The sequence below is a fragment of the Enterovirga sp. genome, assembly GCF_028290205.1.
Classification (GTDB): domain Bacteria; phylum Pseudomonadota; class Alphaproteobacteria; order Rhizobiales; family Beijerinckiaceae; genus Enterovirga.
In genome coordinates, this window is sequence record NZ_JAQGKF010000249.1 from 1 (window position 1) to 17,913 (window position 17,913).

Sequence of the window (17,913 nt, forward strand, 5' to 3'; positions counted from 1 at the left end):
AGCGAGCGATGCACCTCGACCGCGTCCTTGAGCTTGGCCCGGTGATGCACGGCGATCTTGACCGCGCCCGAGGCGACGACGCCGAACAGGTTCTTGGCCATGTCGTCGAGCCACTCGCGCCGGCCCATGAAGGTGCCGAGCGTGGGCCGGGTCACGAACAGCGAGCCCTTGGCGGCCAGCACGCCGAGATCGAACGGCTCGACCTTGCCCGAGGAGGAGCCGAAGCTCGCCAGGATGCCGAGCGGCGCGAGGCTGTCGAGCGAGCCCTGGAAGGTGGTCTTGCCGACGCCGTCATAGACGACGGGCACCTTGGCCCCGCCGGTGATCTCGGCGACGCGCTTCGCCACGTCCTCGCTCCGGTAGAGGATGACGTGGTCGCAGCCGTTCTCGCGGGCGAGCTTGCCCTTCTCCTCGCTGCCGACGGTGCCGATCACGGTGGCGCCGAGATGCTTGGCCCATTGGCAGAGGATCAGCCCGACGCCGCCGGCCGCGGCATGCATCAGGATCGTGTCGCCCGCCTTCACCCGGTAGACGCGGTGCAGCAGGTACTCGGCCGTCAGGCCCTTCAGCAGCATGGCGGCGGCGGTCTCGTCGGATACCCCCTCCGGCAGCTTCACCACGACGCCCACCGGGACGTTGCGCTCTGCCGTGTAGCAGCCGAGCGTCGCCACATAGGCGACCCGGTCGCCGGGCTTGTAGCCCGAGACGCCGGGGCCGACCGCGACGACCTCGCCGGCCGCCTCGTTGCCGGCCACGAAGGGCAGGCTCGGCGCCTGGTAGGCACCGCTGCGAAAATAGGTGTCGATGTAGTTGACGCCGATCACTGTCTGCCGGACTCGGATCTCGCCCTGTCCGGGCGGCGGCACCTCGACCTCCTCGTATTGGAGGACCTCGGGACCGCCATACCGATGCACCCGTACCGCCGCGACCATCGTTTCGCTCCCTCAGAGGCAGTCGGACCCTTAAGAGGGCTGGAGCGCCGCCGCAACGGGCACGGTGCCAGGAGTGTGCGAGCGTGATGGAGCAGAAGGTCGACATCGCGGTGGTCGGGGCCGGGCCGGTCGGCCTCGCGGCCGCGCTGGCGGCGGCGGCGGCGGGCTACGAGACCTGCCTCGTCGGGCCTGCGGCCGAGCGGCGGGATGGCCGCACGGCTGCCCTGATGGTGCCGGCGGTCGAGCTGCTGCGCTCCTTCGGGATCTGGCCGGCCCTCGCCAGCACGGCCGGCGCGCTGCGCTCGCTGCGGATCGTGGACGACACCGGCAGCCTGTTCCGGCCGCCGCCCGTGACCTTCCGGGCGGCCGAGATCGGCCTCGAGGCCTTCGGCTGGAATGTCGAAAACGCGGCCTTGGTCGAGGCCCTGGCCGCGGAACTGCAGCGTCAGGCGGTGCCGTGGCGGACTTCGCTCGTGGCGGATTACGAGGTCGACGAGGAGGCGCGGCTCCGCCTCGCGGACGGCACGGTTCTGCGGGCCCGGCTCGTGATCGCGGCGGACGGACGGCGCTCGCGCATCCGCGAGGCGGCCGGCATCGCGGCCCGCCAGCACCGCTACCCGCAGGCCGCCTTCACGACCCTGCTCCGGCACGAGCGCCCGCATGGCGACGTCTCGACCGAGTTCCACCGCCGCGCCGGGCCGTTCACGCTGGTGCCGCTCCCGGGCCTGCGCTCGAGCCTGGTCTGGGTCACCCAGCCACGCCACGCTGAACGGCTGCTCGCCGCCTCCGACGCGGAACTGGCCGCGGCCGTAGAGAGCGGCTCCCATTCCATTCTCGGGCGGGTGGAGCCGGACGGGCCACGCGGGCTGGTGCCGCTCGCCGCCATCTCGGTCGCCAGCATGACCGGGCCCCGGCTCGCCCTGGCCGGCGAGGCCGGCCATGTGCTGCCGCCCATCGGCGCGCAGGGCCTCAATCTCGGCATGGCGGATGTCGCCGAACTGGGCCGCCTCCTGCGCGAGGCCGGTGGGGCGGATCCCGGCGCCGCCCCGCTGCTGGCCCGCTACGGCCGGGCCCGGGAAACCGAGGTGCGGCTGCGCTCGCTCGGCGTGGACGGGCTCAACCGCTCGCTGCTGGCCGGCTTCGCGCCCCTGGACGCGGTGCGGGGCCTCGGGCTCGGGCTCCTCGGCGGCATCGGCCCCCTGCGGCGCGCCGCGATGCGGGCGGGCTTCGCCGGCCGCTCCCCGTTCAGCCGCCCGGAACCGAGGGGGGAAGCGCGCCGGTCCTGAACAGCCACAGAACCAGCGTCAGGGTCGCCATGGAGGCGACCGTGCCGACCAGCACGCAGGCGGAGGCCCGGTCGGTGCCGGCCCGGTATTGGCCCGCCAGCACGAAGATGTTCAAGGCCGGCGGCAGGGCCGCCATGATCACGGCCGCCTGAACCCAGACCGGGTCGAACCCCCCCACCGCGAGCAGCAGCGCCCAGACCGCGAGCGGGTGCAGCAGCAGCTTGACCAGAACCAGCGCCGCCACGGTTCCGGCGACGCGGTCCACCGGACGGAGCGCCACGCTCACGCCGAGCAGAAACAGCGCGCAAGGGGCCGAGGCCCCCGACAGCCAGGTGATCATCTGGTCCAGCGCCTGGGGCGGCTGCCAGCGGGCGAGGCTGGCCAAAATGCCGACGGCCGTGGCGATCAGAAACGGGTGCAACGCAACCTTGCGGAGAACCTCGAGGGCGGCCGCCAGGGGACGTTGGCGCTCGATGCCGCCGAGCGACATCAGGGCCGGAACAGCGGTGAACAGGAACAGCGTGTCGAACACAAAGATCAGCGCCACCGGCGCGCTCGCGGCCGGGCCGAGAAACGACATCACGAGCGGCGGGCCCATGTAGCCGATGTTGGAATACGAGCCCGCGACCCCGCCGATCACGTTTTCGGGAAGGCGGCGCGACCCCGCCCGGCCGATCGCGAAAGCAGCCACGAAGGCGGCCGCGGTCGCCAGCGTGGTGAGGCCGACAAAGGGCCAGTTCGCAATCTCGCTGATCGGCTTGTCGGACAAAAGGCGGAAAAACAGAGCGGGCAGCGCCAGATACAGCAGGAAGAACTGCATCCAGACGAGACCCGCCGCGGGCAGGCCCGCCAGCTTCGCGGATGCGATGCCGAGGCCGATCAGCCCGAAGAAGGGCGCCAGCAGGGTGAGGAGGCCGAGGAGGTCGGACACGGGTGGCGCGAAGCGGTGGGCGGGACTCGGGTTCTGGCAACCGACGGGTGGCGGTGCAAGTGACGGGCCGGCATGGCAGGCCGGCGGGGTTGCGCCCCCGGGGCTCATCAGGTTGATCGCTGCAGTATTCGAGGACTCCGCCATGAAGTTGCCGCGCCGTTTCTTTCAGCCGCTGGCGATCGGCGCGCCCGAGCCGCTGCGGGCCCTTCCGGTGCGGCTCGAGCGGATGATCCATTTCATCCCGCCGCATCTGGAGAAGATGCGGGCCAAGGTGCCGGCACTGCTGGGCGAAGTGGACGTGGTGCTGGGCAACCTCGAGGACGCCATCCCCGCGGACTGCAAGGTCGAGGCCCGGCGCGGCTTCATCCGCATGGCGTCGGAGACCGAGTTCGGCCGCACCGGCCTCTGGATCCGGATGAACGCCCTGAACTCACCCTGGGCGCTCGACGACCTCGTCGAGATCGTGGGCGCGGTGGGGGCCAAGCTCGACGTCGTCATGGTGCCCAAGGTCGAAGGCGCCTGGGACATCCACTATGTCGACCAGCTTCTCGCCCAGCTCGAGGCGAAGCACGGCCTCTCGAAGCCGATCCTGATCCACGCCATCCTGGAAACGGCCGAGGGCGTGAAGAATGTCGACGAGATCGCGGCCGCCTCGCCCCGCATGCACGGCATGAGCCTCGGACCGGCCGATCTCGCGGCCTCGCGGGGCATGAAGACCACGCGGGTCGGCGGCGGCCATCCGGAGTACAAGGTCCTGTCCGACCCGGTGCCCGGCTACGAGCGCCGTGCCTCGCAGCAGGACCTCTGGCACTACACCGTCGCCCGCATGGTGGACGCCTGCCAGGCGAACGGCATCAAGGCGTTCTACGGGCCCTTTGCCGATTTCTCCGACGAGGCCGCCTGCGAGGCGCAGTTCCGCAACGCCTTCCTGATGGGCTGCGCCGGCGCCTGGACGCTGCATCCGTCGCAAATCGCCATCGCGAAGCGGGTCTTCGTGCCGGATCCCGCCGAGATGGCCTTCGCCCGCCGCATCCTGGCCGCCATGCCGGACGGCACCGGCGCGGTGATGATCGACGGCAAGATGCAGGACGACGCGACCTGGAAGCAGGCCCGGGTCCTGGTCGATCTCGACGACCTGGTGGCGGACAGGGACGGCCGGCCCGGCGCCAGCGTCTGACGTCGCCGCCTTTCCAGGTGGGGTGGGGCCATCCTATATGGAGCCCATGTCACGGGAACGAGCGATCCGCGAAGCGAAGTTCGGCCTGGGCCAGGTGGTGCGTCACCGCATCTACCCGTTCCGGGGCGTTGTGTTTGACGTCGACCCGGAGTTCTCCAACACGGAGGAATGGTGGCTTGCGATCCCGGCCGAGATGCGGCCGCGCAAGGACCAGCCATTCTACCACCTGCTGGCCGAGAACCAGGACAGCGAATACGTCGCCTACGTGTCGGAGCAGAACCTGCTGCCGGACGACACGGGCACGCCGCTGCGCCATCCGCAGATCCAGGAGATCTTCGACCGCACGCCGGACGGCTCCTACCAAAGGCGGCCGGGCTCGGCCCACTAGGGCGCGGGCGCCTCGCGAGCGCGCCTGAGGCGGGCGAGACGGGCCACGCTCCCGATGCCGGCCGCAGCCGGCACCGGGGTGCGCCGATGGTTAGCGCGAGGGGGTTGGAGCCGGGGTGCCCGCGGCCGGAGCCGGGGTGCCGGCCGGAGCCGCCGCGCCGCCTGCGCCCGCCTGGCCCTGCTCCAGCTTCTTGCGGAGTTCCTCGCTGCGCTTCTCGAGCTCTTCCTGCAGGCGCTTCTGCTGCTCTTCCAGCACCTTGGGGTCGATCGGCGCGCCGTCGAAGGCCTTGCCGAACCCGGCCAACGGCACCTGGAACGTCACCTCGCGGCCGACCTGGTTCTGCACGCTGACGTTGATGTTCGTGCCCTTCTTCATCGCCGCGACCACCTCGTCCTTGAGGTTCGGCGTTTCGGCGAAGCAGCCGTTCGGGAAGCACACCGTGTAGACGCCGGCATTCGGCGTGCCCTGATCCACGGCGAACCGGATGCCGGGCCGAAGCAGCAGACCGAGCGGCATGAGGAAGCGGACCACCTTGGTGCCGTTCGGGCCCTTCATGTCGTAGACGGCGGCCGCCAGAACGGGCTGGCCCTGATCCGACACGAAGTCGCGCGTCGTGTAGCAGATCTCGGCGTTGTTGCTCGGGTCCTTGCCGCAGACCTTGGTCCACTCGGTCTGAGAAGGCTCGGGCTTCACCTGGACCAGGAGGGGACCGGTATTCTGGGCCTGCTGACCCTGCTGACCCTGCTGGGCCTGAGCGGGAGCCGGTGCGGCGGCCGGTGCGGGCGCCTTGCGCTCGCGCTCCTTCTGCTGCGCGCCGGCAGGTCCGCCCGCGGCGAGGCCGAGCACGGCCGCCAGCGGCAGGGCCATGCAAGCGATCCGAGTCGCTAGAGACATTCTCGATCCTTACTGTCGATGGCTGACGCGGCGAGCCGCGTTGCTCAGCTCATCCTGCTTTGGGGCGCTGAATGAGGCGAACGCAAGGCCGCGTGCTACCGGGTTCGGGCGCTCTTGACCAGGGACGATCGAGGGCCGGACCTTTGTGGTCGGCCCTGTTTGCGGCAGGAATGGCGGGGCTCGCGAATCGCCAAACCCGGGCCGGGAGATTGCGCCGTGAGCCGTCCCGCCGCCTCGCGCGCCGAACTGCCTCCCGGGCCGGCCTGCGCCGACACGCTGGCCTCGCTTCTCGGCCGGCTCGCGGCCGAGAAGCCCGACCTCCCTCTTCTGCGCGACCCGGACGGCCGTGAGACCTGGACGGGCCGAGCGCCTGCCAGCTACTCGGCCCGGGAGGCGCATGAGTCCGTCCGCGGGCTCTCGGCCCGCATGCGACGTCTCGGGCTGCCAGCCGGCAGCCCCGTCGGCATCTGCCTGGCCCCCGGCTCCGAACTCTGCCTGTCCTTGCTGGCCGCCGAAGCGGCGGGGCTGGTGCCGGTTCTCCTGCCGGCGGCGTTGGACGAGGACGAGATCGGGCAGCTCGTGGACCGCGTCCCTCTGGCCGCGGTGGTGACCCAGGGCGTGCTCGGCAGCGGCCGGCCGGCGGCGACCTTCGCGACCATCGCCGCCCGGCGCTTTCACGTCCGCTTCCTCCTGGCGTTCGGGCCGGATCTTCCGGACGGGGTCGTGGATCTCGGGTCCCCGGCCTGGCCCGCCCGCGACGTGGCCGCCGGCCCCTCCCCGAACCCCGGTGTGGTCACCTTCTCGGCCGGCGAGGGGGGCCCGGTTCCCATGTTCCGGCCGAGCCTGTCCTGGCTCGCCGCAGCGGCCGTGACGCTGGCCGCAACCCGTTGGGGCCCCGGCGACACGGTGATCGCCTGCTTGGCGCCGGACGACCTGAAAGGGCTCGCGACCGGTTGGGTCGCCTGCCTGGCGGCCGGCGCGACCTGCGAGATCCACGCCCCGTTCGAGCCGGCGAGGCTCGCGCCGGCGCTCGCCCGACCCGGCCGAAACCATCTCGCCCTGCCGGGCTGGACCGAGCCCCTGATCGCCGCGGCGGGGCTGGCCGCGGGGGCGCGGTCGGTCCTGTTCGTGCACAGCGGGCTGGCGGACGTCCCCGAAACGGGCCCGGCGGCGCTCGGCGCCGCGCGGCTCGTGGATGCGATGGCTCTCGGCGAAACCGCCCTCTTCGCCGCGGAACGGGGCTCGGCGGCCTGGCGCGCCCTCCGGTCCGGGGCTGCCCAGGCTCCTACGGGGCGGCCTGATCTCCTCGCCGTCCGCTGCGGTGCCGGAGGCGCGCTCGAGGTGAGCGGCCCGGCGGCGGTGAGCTGGCCCTTCCTCGCCGGGGCGGCCCGGGCCGGGAGCCCGTCCGAGTGGCGGCCCTGCCCTGCCCCGGCAGGATCCGAACGGTTGTAGACGCTCAGAGGGGCTGAGCTTGACGGTTATGAAACCAACTTCGTAGACGCAAGTTGTTGCACTGCGGCAAAGTTGGGTGTGCGTGGCGGCATGAATGCATTACGGAAAGTTCTGGTCGTCGATAGTGGCCGACGGGGCGACGACGACCTGCTGTCCATCGAGCTCGCGGAGCTCGGCCTGTCGAGCGTCACCACCTCTTTCGAGGCGGCGGACGAGGTTCTCGGCGTGATCGAGCGGCCGTCTGCCATCCTGCTGCGTATGCCGCAGGAGCGGAGCGGCGAGGAGCGCGACAGCTTCCGTCAGCTGGCCTGCAGCCTGCGGGTCAGCGAGCGCACCTGCGGCATACCGGTGATCGAGTGGGACGAGGACGCCGCCATGATGGCGGGCGGCATCTCGGCCATCCTCAGAACCGAAGTCGGCCCACAGGCCGTGGCCGGCCCCGAACTCTGAGGTCCTTCGCCGGGGGCGGCGGAGGCGCCGGCCTCACCCGGGGCGTCAGCGCCGACACGACCTGGCCCTCCGACACGGCAACCAGATCCTTGACGATGCGGCGCGTCTCCTTGAGCCGTTCGGCGACGTCGTCCACCTCGCGCAGAAACACCACCTTCATATCCGGCCGTACCTTCGCGAAGGAACCCTGCTCGGCCACATAGGTCACGAGCCCGACAGGGTTGGCGAAGGAATTGTCCCGGAACTGGACGATGATGCCCTTCGGCCCGCCATCGACCTTGTCGATATTGGCCCTCCGGCACAGCACCTTGATCGCCACCACGGCGAGGAGCTGGTCCACCTCCGGCGGCAGCTTGCCGAACCGGTCCACCAGCTCGGCCCGGAAGCCGGCGATCTCGTCCTCGGTCTCGAACGTCGCGAGCCTGCGGTACAACGCCAACCGGAGCTGCAGATCGGAGACGAAGTCCTCCGGGATCATGACAGGCGCGCCGACCGCGATGGCGGGCGACCATTGCTCCGGCGGCGGGTCGTCGATCCCAGCCTTGAGCTGGTTCACGGCATCCTCCAGCATCTGCTGGTAGAGTTCGTAGCCGACCTCCTTGATGTGGCCTGACTGCTCGTCGCCCAGCAGGTTGCCGGCGCCCCGGATGTCGAGGTCGTGCGAGGCGAGCTGGAACCCGGCCCCAAGGGTGTCCAGCGATTGCAGCACCTTGAGGCGCCGCTCGGCCTGCACCGTCAGGGTCCGGTTCTCCGGAATGGTGAACAGGGCGTAGGCGCGGGTCTTGGAGCGCCCGACCCGGCCGCGCAGCTGGTAGAGCTGGGCGAGGCCGAACATGTCGGCCCGGTGCACGATCAGCGTGTTGGCCGTCGGCACGTCCAGGCCGGATTCCACGATGGTGGTCGAGAGCAGCACGTCATACTTGCCGTCGTAGAACGCGCTCATCACGTCCTCGAGCTGGCCGGCCGACATCTGCCCGTGCGCCACGGCGACCTTGGTCTCGGGCACCTCGCGGGCCAGGAAGGACCGGACCTCGTCGATATCCTGGACACGCGGCACAACGTAGAAGGCCTGCCCGCCGCGGTAGCGCTCCCGCAGCAGCGCCTCCCGGATGGCGAGCGGGTCGAACGGCGTCACAAAGGTCCGCACCGCCAGCCGGTCCACCGGCGGGGTCGCGATGATGGAGAGCTCGCGGACCCCCGTCAGCGCGAGCTGCAGCGTGCGCGGAATGGGCGTCGCCGTGAGCGTGAGGACGTGCACCTCGGCCCGCAGCTCCTTCAGGCGCTCCTTGTGGGACACCCCGAAATGCTGCTCCTCGTCCACCACGATCAGGCCGAGGTCGCGGAAGTTGATCGTCTTGCCGAGCAGGGCGTGGGTGCCGACCAGGATGTCGAGGCTGCCATCCGCGGCCCCGGCCTTCACCGCCTTGAGTTCGGCTGCGGCCACGAAGCGGGAGGCCTGCGCCACGTTGACCGGGAGCCCCCGGAAGCGGTCCGCGAAGGTCTTGTAGTGCTGGCGGGCCAGCAGCGTCGTGGGCACCACCACGGCGACCTGCTTGCCGGCCATCACGGTCGCAAAGGCGGCCCGAAGCGCCACCTCGGTCTTGCCGAAGCCGACATCGCCGCAGACCAGCCGGTCCATGGGCCGGCCGCTGGTGAGGTCGCTCAGCACGGCCTCGATCGCGTTCAGCTGATCGTCCGTCTCGTCATACGGGAACCGGGCGGCGAATTCCTCATAGGCGCCCTCCGGCGGCACGAGTTTCGGGGCCTCCTTGAGCATGCGCTGGGCCGCGATCTTGATCAGCGCGCCGGCCATCTCGCGGATGCGCTGCTTCATCTTGGCCTTGCGGGCCTGCCAGGCGCCGCCGCCGAGGCGGTCGAGCTGGATCTCGGTCTCCTCGGAGCCGTAGCGGCTCAGGAGCTCGATGTTCTCGACGGGCAGGTACAGCCGGCTGTCGCCCGCATAGGTGATCTCGAGGCAGTCATGCGGGGCGCCGGCCGCTTCGATGGATTTGAGCCCGTCGAACCGGCCGATGCCGTGGTCGACATGGACCACGAGGTCGCCCGGGGTTAGCGACGCGACCTCGGCCAGGAAGTCCTGCGGGCGCTTGGAGGCGCGCTTCTGGCGCACCAGCCGGTCGCCCAGGATGTCCTGCTCGCCGAGCGCCGCAAGGTCGCCCGCCTCGAAGCCGCTCTCGAAGCCCCACACGGCCACGCCGACCTCGCCCTTGGGCAGCGCCAGCGCCTCGGCGAACCGGACCACCGGCTTCGCGCCCGGCAGGCCGTGATCCTCCAGCACGTGGATGAGCCGCTCGCGCGAGCCCTCCGACCAGGCGCCAACCACGACGCGCCGTCCCCCGGCCTGGAGGGTCCGGATATGCTGCACGGCGGCCTCGAACACGTTGCTGTTCGGGTCGGTGCGTTCGGCGATGAAGTCGCGGCCGCGCCGGGCTTCGAGATCGATGACCTGGCCGCCGCGGCCGCCTTCGGCCTGGGCGAAGGGGGTCAGCCGCGCCAGCGGCAGGTCGGCCAGGCGCTTGGCCCATTCCTCGGGGCCGAGATGGAGCGCGTCCGGCTTGAGCGGCCGGTATGGGGAGGCCCCGCCTTCCCTCGTGCCGGAGGCGGAGGCGCGGGCGTCGTAGTAATCCTGCACCTGCGCCAGCCGCTCGCCCGCGGCGTCCTCGGCGAGCGCGTCCAGGATCACCGGGACGCCCGGCACGTAGTCGAACAGCGTGTCCAGCCGATCGTGGAACAGCGGCAGCCAGTGTTCCAGGCCCGGATAGCGTCGGCCCTCGCTGACGGCCTCGTAGAGCCGGTCGTCGCGGCGCGGCGCCCCGAAGGCCGCAACGTAGCTCTGCCGGAAGCGCCGGATCGACTCGGTCGTGATCTGCACCTCGCTCATGGGCACGAGGTCGAGCGAGCGCAGCTGGCCGGTGGAGCGCTGCGTCTCGGGGTCGAACGGCCGGATCGATTCGAGCGTGTCGCCGAAGAAATCGAGCCGCACGGGCAGGGGCAGGCCGGCCGGATAGAGGTCGATGATGCCGCCCCGGACGGCGTAATCGCCGGGCTCGCGCACGGTGCCGCTGCGGGCGAAGCCGTTCTGCTCCAGCCAGGCCACCAGCAGGTCCGATTTCACCACGTTGCCGGGCGCGGCCGAGAACGTCTCCGCCGCGATCTTGCTGCGCGGAGGCACGCGCTGGACGATGGCGTTGACGGTGGTGGACAGGATGCGGGGGCGCTCCTCGGAGGTCTGAGAGCGCGTCAGGCGGGCCAGCGCCGTCATCCGTTGCGACGTCACGCCGCTGGTCGGGGACACGCGGTCATAGGGCTGGCAGTCCCAGGCCGGGAAGCACAGCACCTCCATCTCGGGGGCGAGGAACCGGAGAGCGGTCTCGAACACCTGCCGCCGCTGCCCATCGCGCGCGACATGAACGAGGACGGCCGGGCCCTCGGCCTTGGCCGACAGGGCGCGGGCGAGGTCGGCCACGAGAACGGCGTCGAACCCGTCCGGCACACCGGCCAGGGTGACTCCCTCGCCGCGCCCCAAAGCGGAGAGAGCGGTCGCCATCGGGCCGGTCAGGGAGGTGGTGCGGATGCGTGCCATGGTCGGTCGTTATCTGGTCTGCGCCGGCCGTCTCGGGGCCGGGCCGTCTCGGCCGGCCGAGACGGGCGTGTCGGGCGGGTCAGCCCTGCGAGCGGGTCAGTCGCGCGAAAAGCGGGGTGTCGAACTCGGCTGGGGGTGCCGACCGGCCGGTGATCCAGGCATAGACGAGCTGGTCCGGTTCTTCCATCAGCCGCTCCAGCTCGTCGAGCTCGTCGTCGGACAGCGTCGCGATCTCGCGGTCGGCGAAGCGGCCCATGATGAGGTCCATCTCGCGGATGCCCCGATGCCACGCCCGAAACAGCGCCCGCTTGCGGCGGGGTGCGAGCCCGGCGCGGTCGCGGGCAGGTTCATCTGGCGTCAGCATCGAGGCTATATAGCGCCCGCTCCGGCCCGTGCCAGGGCGAACCCGACATGTCGCTCCGTCCTCCCCTCCTCGATCCCCTGTTCGCGCCGGTCGGCTCCCTGCCGGGAATCGGTCCGAAGCTGGCTGCCGGTTTGGACCGACTGCTCGGCGAAGCCGGTCAGCCGGCGCGGGTGCTCGACCTGCTTCTGCACGTGCCCAGCCACCATGTGCGGCGCGAATTGAAGGGCTCCATCGCCGAGGCACCGGCAGGCGAGCCGGTGACGCTCGCGGTCGAGGTCACCGCGCACCGTCCGCCCCCATTCGGGCGCGGCAGGGCCCCGTTCCGTGTCCTGGTGGAGGACGGCACGGGCGACGTGACGCTGGTCTTCTTCGGCCTGCCGCCGGCCCGGGTTCAGGCCATGCTGCCGATCGGTGCGCGCCGGCTCGTCTCCGGCACCATCGAGCTGTACGACGGGCACCGCCAGATGGTGCATCCGGCCCGCATCCTGGACGAGCGCGCGGATCCGGGGTCGGCAACGGCCGAGGCGGTCTACGGGCTCACCGAAGGCGTGACCTCCAGGCTCATCGCCAAACACGCGGGCGCGGCGCTGAACCGGATCCCAAGCCTGCCGGAATGGCAGGATCGGGCCTGGCTCGAGCGGAACCGCTTTCCGGGCTTTGCCGAAGCCCTCCGGCAGGCCCACGATCCGGCGCCCGCGAGTCCGGCCTCCGGCCCCGCGATCGCGGCCGGCCAGGACGGCGACGAAGCGCCCGTGGAGGGGCGCGACCCGGCCCGCCGCCGCCTCGCCTATGACGAGCTGCTGGCCTCGCAGCTCGCCCTCCAGCTGGTGGCCGCCCGCACCCGGCGCCGGGCGGGGCGCGCCCATGCCGGCGACGGCCGGCTCGCAGACCGCATCACTGCCGCCCTGCCCTTCGGGCTCACCGGGGCCCAGACCCGGGCCGTTGCCGAGATCCGGGCCGATCTCGGCTCCGAAACCCGCATGCTGCGCCTGCTCCAGGGCGATGTCGGCTCCGGCAAGACCCTGGTCGCGCTGCTGGCCATGGCGAGCGTCGTCGAGACCGGCCGCCAGGCCGCCCTGGTCGCTCCGACCGAAATCTTGGCCCGCCAGCACGCCGAGCGGCTGGCCGCGCTTGCCGCTCCGGCCGGGCTCCGGGTCGCGGTGCTGACCGGCCGTGACCGCCCGGCGGAACGGCGCGCCACCCGGGCTGCACTGGAACAGGGGCTGATCGACATCGTGGTCGGCACGCACGCCTTGATGCAGCAGGAGGTGGCGTTTCGGGACCTCGGCCTGGCCGTGATCGACGAGCAGCACCGGTTCGGCGTGCACCAGCGCCTGGCGCTCGGCAGCAAGGGCGACGCCGTCGACATGCTGGTCATGACCGCGACCCCCATCCCCCGCACGCTGGCGCTCACTGCCTTCGGCGACATGGAGGTCTCGGTCCTGGACGAGAAGCCGCCTGGCCGGAAGCCGGTCGACACGCGCCTGGTCTCGGCCGAGCGGGTCGACGAGGTCGCGGCCGGCGTGGCGCGGGCGATCCGGACGGGCGACCTCGTCTACTGGGTCTGCCCGCTGGTCGCCGAATCCGAGAGCCTGGACGTGGCGGCGGCCGAGGAGCGCTACGCCGATCTGCGGGCTGTTCTCGGCGAGGAGGCGGTCGGCCTCGTGCACGGCCGCATGGCGCCGCGCGACAAGGACATCGTGATGGAGCGCTTCGCGGCCGGGGCCGTGAAGGTCCTGGTCTCCACCACCGTGATCGAAGTCGGCGTGGACGTGCCGGCCGCCACCGTGATGGTGATCGAGCACGCCGAGCGGTTCGGCCTCGCGCAGCTGCACCAGTTGCGGGGCCGCATCGGCCGGGGCGAGCGCGCCTCGACCTGCCTCCTCCTCTACAAGGGCCCGCTCGGTGAGACCGCGAAGGCTCGACTCGAGACCCTGCGCCGGACGGAGGACGGGTTCGAGATCGCCGAGGAGGATCTTCGGCTGCGGGGCGAGGGCGAGATCCTGGGCACCCGCCAATCCGGGATGGCCGCCTTCCGGATCGCCCGGCTCGACGTCGATGCCGACCTGGTCGGCCCGGCGCGGGACGATGCTCGGCTGATCGTGGAGCGCGATCCCGAACTTCGCGGCGAACGCGGCCAGGCGCTGCGCCTTCTGCTGTACCTTTTCGAGAGAGATGCGGGGGTCAGATTGTTGCGGGCCGGCTGAGCAGCCGCGATGAACGGTTTCGGACCGAGGTCGGGCCGGATAAGGGTTCAGCCCCTCACGTGGAAGTCTGGTCGATGCGAACGCTGCTCACGCTCAAGGCCCAGAAGGGCAAGGACAAGATCACGGCTTTGAGCCTGTACGACTACCCGACGGCCCGGCTGGTGGACGGCATGGTGGACGTCATCCTGGTCGGCGATTCGCTCGGCATGGTCGTGTACGGCTTCGACTCGACCCTGCCGGTCACGATGGACATGATGGTGGCCCACGGCCGGGCGGTGTCGCGCGCCTGTTCCGACACGTTCGTGGTGGTCGATCTGCCCTTCGGATCCTACCAGGAATCGCCCGCCCAGGCCTTTGCCAGCGCGGCCCGCGTGATGGCCGAGACCGGCTGCAAGGCCGTGAAGCTCGAAGGCGGCGAGGAGATGAGCGCCACCGTGGCCTTCCTGACCGAGCGCGGCATCCCGGTGATGGGCCACGTCGGGCTGCAGCCGCAATCGGTAAACGCGCTGGGCGGCTTCCGCGTCCAGGGCCGCACGCCCGAGGGCGCCGATCGCATCCTGGCCGCCGCGAAGGCCATGGAAGGCGCCGGCTGCTTTTCCGTCGTCCTGGAAGGCGTGACGCGCGATCTGGGCGACCGCATCACGCGGGAGCTCGCGATCCCGGTCATCGGGATCGGGGCTTCGCCCGGTTGCGACGGCCAGATCCTGGTCATGGCCGACCTGCTCGGCGCCGGCGAAAGGGCGCCGAAATTCGTGAAGGCCTTCTGCGACACCCGCACCCTCACCCGGGACGCGGTGGCGGCCTATGTCGAGGAGGTCAAGGCCGCGACCTTCCCGGCCGCCCAGCACTGCTACTGAGCGGCGCGCAGGCCGCCGCGGTCGCTCCTACCGGGGCGGCCGCGCCTCACTCCACAGTGACGGATTTCGCCAGGTTGCGGGGCTGGTCCACGTCTTTCCCCATGAACACGGCCGTGTGGTAGGCGAGGAGCTGGATCGCCACCGCATAGACCAGCGGCGACACGACCGGATCGCAATCCGGCATCACCACGGTGCCGAAGGTATCCATGGCGGCCTCGGCCGCGCCGCGCCGGTCCGTGACGAGAAGGATGCGGCCGCCCCGTGCCGCAACCTCCTGCATGTTGGACACGGTCTTCTCGAACACAGCGTCGGAGGGTGCGATGACGATGACCGGCATGGCGTCGTCGATCAGCGCGATCGGGCCGTGTTTCAGCTCCCCGGCGGCATAGCCCTCCGCGTGGATGTAGGAGATCTCCTTGAGCTTCAGCGCGCCCTCGAGCGCCAGCGGAAACGAGGTCCCGCGTCCGAGATACAGGACGTCCTTGGCCTTCGCGATCTCCCGCGCCAGAAGCTCGATCTCCGCCTCGCCCCGTAGCGCTTCGCTCATCAGCCCCGGCACGCCGACCAGCGCATCCACGAGGCGGCGCTCCTCCGCCTCGTCGAGGACGCCCCGCTGGCGCCCGGCCGCAATGGCGAGCGAGAGCAGCACGGCGAGCTGGCAGGTGAAAGCCTTGGTGGAGGCGACGCCGATCTCCGGCCCGGCCAGCGTCGGGGCCAGCGCCCCGCTCTCCCGCGCGATGGTCGAGGTGGTGACGTTGACGATCGACAGGACGTGCTGGCCCTGGGATTTGGCGTAGCGGAGGGAGGCCAGCGTGTCGGCCGTCTCGCCCGATTGCGACACCACGATGGTCAGCTCGCCCGGGTCCAGCGGCGCCTCGCGGTAGCGGAACTCGGACGCGACATCGATCTCGACCGGCAGCCGGGCCAGCCGCTCGAACCAGTATTTGGCCACGAGACCGGCATAATAGGCGGTGCCGCAGGCCGAGATGGACAGCCGCCGCAGGTCCCGGAAGGAGAAGGGCAGGTCCGGCGGGCAGGCCCGGCCGGCCGCGAAGTCGACGTAATGGGCGATGGTGCGGCCGACCACCTCCGGCTGCTCGTAGATCTCCTTCGCCATGAAGTGGCGGTGGTTGCCCTTGGAGGCGATGAAGGAGCCGGTCGGGATGGTCTGACGGGGGCGCTCGACGGGATGGCCGCCCGCGTCGCGGATGGTCACGCCGGCCCGGGTCAGCACCGCCCAGTCGCCGTCCTCCAGGTAGGTCACCTGGTCGGTGAAGGGCGCAAGCGCGAGTGCGTCGGAGCCCAGATACATCTCGCCGTCGCCATGGCCGATGGCGAGCGGCGCGCCGTGGCGGGCGCCGATCAGCTGGTCCGCCTCCCCTTCGAACAGGAAGGCGAGCGCGAAGGCCCCGCGCAGCCGCGGCAGGGTGGTGCCAACGGCCTCGAGCGGGGTCCGGCCCTCCTGAAGGGCGTCGGTGACGAGTTGGGCGACCACCTCGGTGTCGGTTTCCGTTTCGAAGACGACGCCCTTCGCTTCCAGTTCGCGCTTCAGCTCGCGGAAATTCTCGATGATGCCGTTATGGACAACCGCGAGCTTCGCCGTCGCGTGCGGATGGGCGTTGACCTCGTTCGGACGGCCATGGGTCGCCCAGCGGGTGTGACCGATGCCGATGGCCCCGGTGAGGGGCGCCTCTGACAGCTTCAGCTCGAGGTTGCGCAGCTTGCCTTCTGCCCGGCAGCGGGTGAGCCGGCCATTCTCCAGCGTCGCCACCCCGGCCGAATCGTAGCCGCGGTATTCGAGCCGCTTCAGCGCGTCCACGACCTGCGTGGCGACCGCCGCCTTGCCGAGTATCCCGACGATTCCGCACATCGATTCGCTCCGCGTCCCAGGCCCCGAGCCGGGATCGCCGCTCGACCTCAACAAACCGTGACAGGTTAGACGATCAGCGCCGATCCGGCGACACCGCGGCCGTTCACCCCTTTCGGGGCGGGGTCCAGTCGGTCTTCACCACCTGCCGGCCGCGGCCGATGGCCAGCGCACGGGAGGGGACGTCCGCCGTGATCACCGACCCCGACCCGATATAGGCCCCGTCGCCGATCGTGACCGGCGCCACCAGCGAGGTGTTGGTGCCGATGAAGGCGCCGGCCCCGATGGTGGTCCGGTGCTTGTTCGCTCCGTCGTAATTGCAGGTGATGGTGCCGGCTCCGACATTCGTGCCCGCGCCCACGTCCGAGTCGCCCAGATAGGCGAGGTGGTTCGCCTTCACGCCGGCGGCCAGGCGGGAATTTTTCACTTCGACGAAGTTGCCGATGTGGACGCCGTCGCCCAGCACGGCACCGGGCCGCAGCCGCGCGAAGGGCCCGACCGTTGCCCCCTCGCCCACCTCGGCGCCCTCGAGATGCGAGAAGCTCCGGATTGTGGCGCCCGTCCCGACCCGCACGCCGGGCCCGAAGCACACGTTCGGCTCCACCACCACGTCCCGGCCGAGCCGGGTGTCGGCGGCCAGGAACACTGTTTCGGGGGCGATCAGGGTCACGCCTTCGGCCATGACCTGCAGGCGCAGGCGAGCCTGCAGCGCGGCTTCCGCGGCGGCGAGCTGCACGCGGTCGTTGACACCCGCCACCTCCGCTTCCGGCGCCAGAACCACGGCGACGCGCTCCCCTCGCCCCCCCGCGATCGCGACCGCGTCCGTCAGATAATATTCGCCCTTGCTGTTCTGGTTGCCGACCGCGTCCAGAAGCGCGATCGCGATGTCGCCCCGCACCGCCATCAGCCCGGCATTGCAGAGGCCGATGGCCCGCTCGGCTTCCGAGGCGTCGCGCTCCTCCCGGATGGCGAGAAGGCGCTCGCCGTCGAGAACGAGGCGGCCATACCCGGTGGGGTCTGCCGCCGCGAAGCCCAGCACCGAGATCGCCGCCCCCGCGGCCAGCGGCGCCCGCAGCCGCGCGAAGGTGGCCGCGGTGACGAGCGGCGTGTCCGCAAAGGCAACCACGAGGTCGTCTGCGCCCGCCTCGATGGCGCGGCGCGCCGCCAGAACGGCATGCGCCGTGCCGAGCCGCTCGGTCTGCTGGAAGACGGCGGCCTCCGGGCAGGCCGCCGTGGCGGCAGCAGCGACGTCCTGGCGGTCGGGCCCGACCACGACCGCCACGCGACCGGCGCCGGCCTCGCCGACCGTGCACAGCACATGGGCCAGCATGGTGCGTCCAGCGATTTTGTGTAGCACCTTGGGCAGCGCGGAACGCATGCGCGTGCCCTCGCCAGCCGCCAGGATGATTGCTAAGCACGAACGGGCTCGCGCAGCGGGCTCGGTTGAAGGTGCGTCGCTCATGGTCTTGTCTCGACGGAACACGGTCGGGTTCCGCCGGCACCTATC

14 protein-coding genes are annotated in these 17,913 nt (G+C 71.2%); 7 read left to right on the forward strand and 7 right to left on the reverse strand.

Translation table 11 applies throughout. The annotated features are described in order from the left end of the window. Window positions 1-932 (reverse strand): quinone oxidoreductase (locus JWR86_RS17220; protein WP_299567715.1); only part of this gene is annotated, 932 nt, incomplete at its 3' end. Window positions 933-1,018: 86 nt separating this feature from the next. Here JWR86_RS17220 and JWR86_RS17225 point away from each other — a divergent pair. Then, window positions 1,019-2,218 (forward strand): FAD-dependent monooxygenase, encoded by a 1,200-nt coding sequence (locus JWR86_RS17225; RefSeq protein WP_299567754.1) that lies wholly within the window; start codon window positions 1,019-1,021, stop codon window positions 2,216-2,218. Here the strand turns inward: JWR86_RS17225 and JWR86_RS17230 are convergent. Continuing rightward, the gene (locus tag JWR86_RS17230; RefSeq protein ID WP_299567717.1) at window positions 2,178-3,149 is read right to left on the reverse strand and encodes an AEC family transporter; all 972 of its coding nucleotides are present in this window, start codon (window positions 3,147-3,149) and stop codon (window positions 2,178-2,180) included. The genes JWR86_RS17225 and JWR86_RS17230 overlap by 41 nt on opposite strands. A gap of 142 nt (window positions 3,150-3,291) precedes the next feature. Between JWR86_RS17230 and JWR86_RS17235 the strand changes: the two genes are divergently transcribed. Both JWR86_RS17235 and hspQ read left to right on the forward strand, forming a co-directional pair. Beyond that, on the forward strand, window positions 3,292-4,326 hold the full coding sequence (locus JWR86_RS17235; protein ID WP_299567719.1) for a CoA ester lyase: 1,035 nt from the start codon (window positions 3,292-3,294) through the stop codon (window positions 4,324-4,326). A 46-nt stretch (window positions 4,327-4,372) separates the two neighbouring features. Beyond that, on the forward strand, window positions 4,373-4,714 hold the full coding sequence (gene hspQ, locus JWR86_RS17240) for a heat shock protein HspQ (RefSeq protein WP_299567721.1): 342 nt from the start codon (window positions 4,373-4,375) through the stop codon (window positions 4,712-4,714). Between the two features lie 90 nt (window positions 4,715-4,804). Here hspQ and JWR86_RS17245 read toward each other — a convergent pair whose 3' ends face one another. Continuing rightward, window positions 4,805-5,608 (reverse strand): invasion associated locus B family protein, encoded by an 804-nt coding sequence (locus JWR86_RS17245; RefSeq protein ID WP_299567723.1) that lies wholly within the window; start codon window positions 5,606-5,608, stop codon window positions 4,805-4,807. A 216-nt stretch (window positions 5,609-5,824) separates the two neighbouring features. Between JWR86_RS17245 and JWR86_RS17250 the strand changes: the two genes are divergently transcribed. Both JWR86_RS17250 and JWR86_RS17255 read left to right on the forward strand, forming a co-directional pair. Beyond that, window positions 5,825-7,060 (forward strand): AMP-binding protein, encoded by a 1,236-nt coding sequence (locus tag JWR86_RS17250; RefSeq protein WP_299567725.1) that lies wholly within the window; start codon window positions 5,825-5,827, stop codon window positions 7,058-7,060. 78 nt (window positions 7,061-7,138) lie between these two features. After that, the gene (locus tag JWR86_RS17255) at window positions 7,139-7,510 is read left to right on the forward strand and encodes a hypothetical protein (protein WP_299567756.1); all 372 of its coding nucleotides are present in this window, start codon (window positions 7,139-7,141) and stop codon (window positions 7,508-7,510) included. Here the strand turns inward: JWR86_RS17255 and mfd are convergent. Further along, window positions 7,464-11,111, reverse strand: a complete 3,648-nt coding sequence (gene mfd / locus JWR86_RS17260; protein ID WP_299567727.1) for a transcription-repair coupling factor — start codon at window positions 11,109-11,111, stop codon at window positions 7,464-7,466. The genes JWR86_RS17255 and mfd overlap by 47 nt on opposite strands. A gap of 79 nt (window positions 11,112-11,190) precedes the next feature. Beyond that, window positions 11,191-11,475 (reverse strand): succinate dehydrogenase assembly factor 2, encoded by a 285-nt coding sequence (locus JWR86_RS17265; RefSeq protein WP_299567729.1) that lies wholly within the window; start codon window positions 11,473-11,475, stop codon window positions 11,191-11,193. A 47-nt stretch (window positions 11,476-11,522) separates the two neighbouring features. On the opposite strand from JWR86_RS17265, the gene recG reads away from it, so the two are divergent. After that, a complete protein-coding gene (gene recG / locus JWR86_RS17270; protein ID WP_299567731.1) occupies window positions 11,523-13,682 on the forward strand; it encodes an ATP-dependent DNA helicase RecG in 2,160 nt (719 codons plus the stop codon). Window positions 13,683-13,756: 74 nt separating this feature from the next. After that, entirely contained in the window at window positions 13,757-14,539 is a 783-nt protein-coding gene (gene panB / locus JWR86_RS17275; RefSeq protein WP_299567733.1) for a 3-methyl-2-oxobutanoate hydroxymethyltransferase, read from the forward strand. A 46-nt stretch (window positions 14,540-14,585) separates the two neighbouring features. Here the strand turns inward: panB and glmS are convergent, their stop codons facing one another. After that, window positions 14,586-16,409: a glutamine--fructose-6-phosphate transaminase (isomerizing) gene (glmS, locus tag JWR86_RS17280; RefSeq protein ID WP_299567735.1), complete on the reverse strand. Its 1,824-nt coding sequence runs from the start codon at window positions 16,407-16,409 to the stop codon at window positions 14,586-14,588. A gap of 103 nt (window positions 16,410-16,512) precedes the next feature. Beyond that, window positions 16,513-17,868: a bifunctional UDP-N-acetylglucosamine diphosphorylase/glucosamine-1-phosphate N-acetyltransferase GlmU gene (gene glmU, locus JWR86_RS17285; RefSeq protein ID WP_299567737.1), complete on the reverse strand. Its 1,356-nt coding sequence runs from the start codon at window positions 17,866-17,868 to the stop codon at window positions 16,513-16,515. Window positions 17,869-17,913 lie beyond the last annotated feature (45 nt).

Excerpts from the sequence above, each read along its gene's own strand:
- JWR86_RS17265 (WP_299567729.1), bottom strand. The coding sequence starts at position 11,475 with ATGCTGACGCCAGATGAACCTGCCCGCGACCGCGCCGGGCTCGCACCC.
- mfd (WP_299567727.1), bottom strand. The coding sequence starts at position 11,111 with ATGGCACGCATCCGCACCACCTCCCTGACCGGCCCGATGGCGACCGCT.
- glmU (WP_299567737.1), bottom strand. The coding sequence starts at position 17,868 with ATGAGCGACGCACCTTCAACCGAGCCCGCTGCGCGAGCCCGTTCGTGC.
- JWR86_RS17235 (WP_299567719.1), top strand. The coding sequence starts at position 3,292 with ATGAAGTTGCCGCGCCGTTTCTTTCAGCCGCTGGCGATCGGCGCGCCC.
- panB (WP_299567733.1), top strand. The coding sequence starts at position 13,757 with ATGCGAACGCTGCTCACGCTCAAGGCCCAGAAGGGCAAGGACAAGATC.
- recG (WP_299567731.1), top strand. The coding sequence starts at position 11,523 with ATGTCGCTCCGTCCTCCCCTCCTCGATCCCCTGTTCGCGCCGGTCGGC.
- hspQ (WP_299567721.1), top strand. The coding sequence starts at position 4,373 with ATGTCACGGGAACGAGCGATCCGCGAAGCGAAGTTCGGCCTGGGCCAG.
- JWR86_RS17245 (WP_299567723.1), bottom strand. The coding sequence starts at position 5,608 with ATGTCTCTAGCGACTCGGATCGCTTGCATGGCCCTGCCGCTGGCGGCC.
- glmS (WP_299567735.1), bottom strand. The coding sequence starts at position 16,409 with ATGTGCGGAATCGTCGGGATACTCGGCAAGGCGGCGGTCGCCACGCAG.
- JWR86_RS17225 (WP_299567754.1), top strand. The coding sequence starts at position 1,019 with ATGGAGCAGAAGGTCGACATCGCGGTGGTCGGGGCCGGGCCGGTCGGC.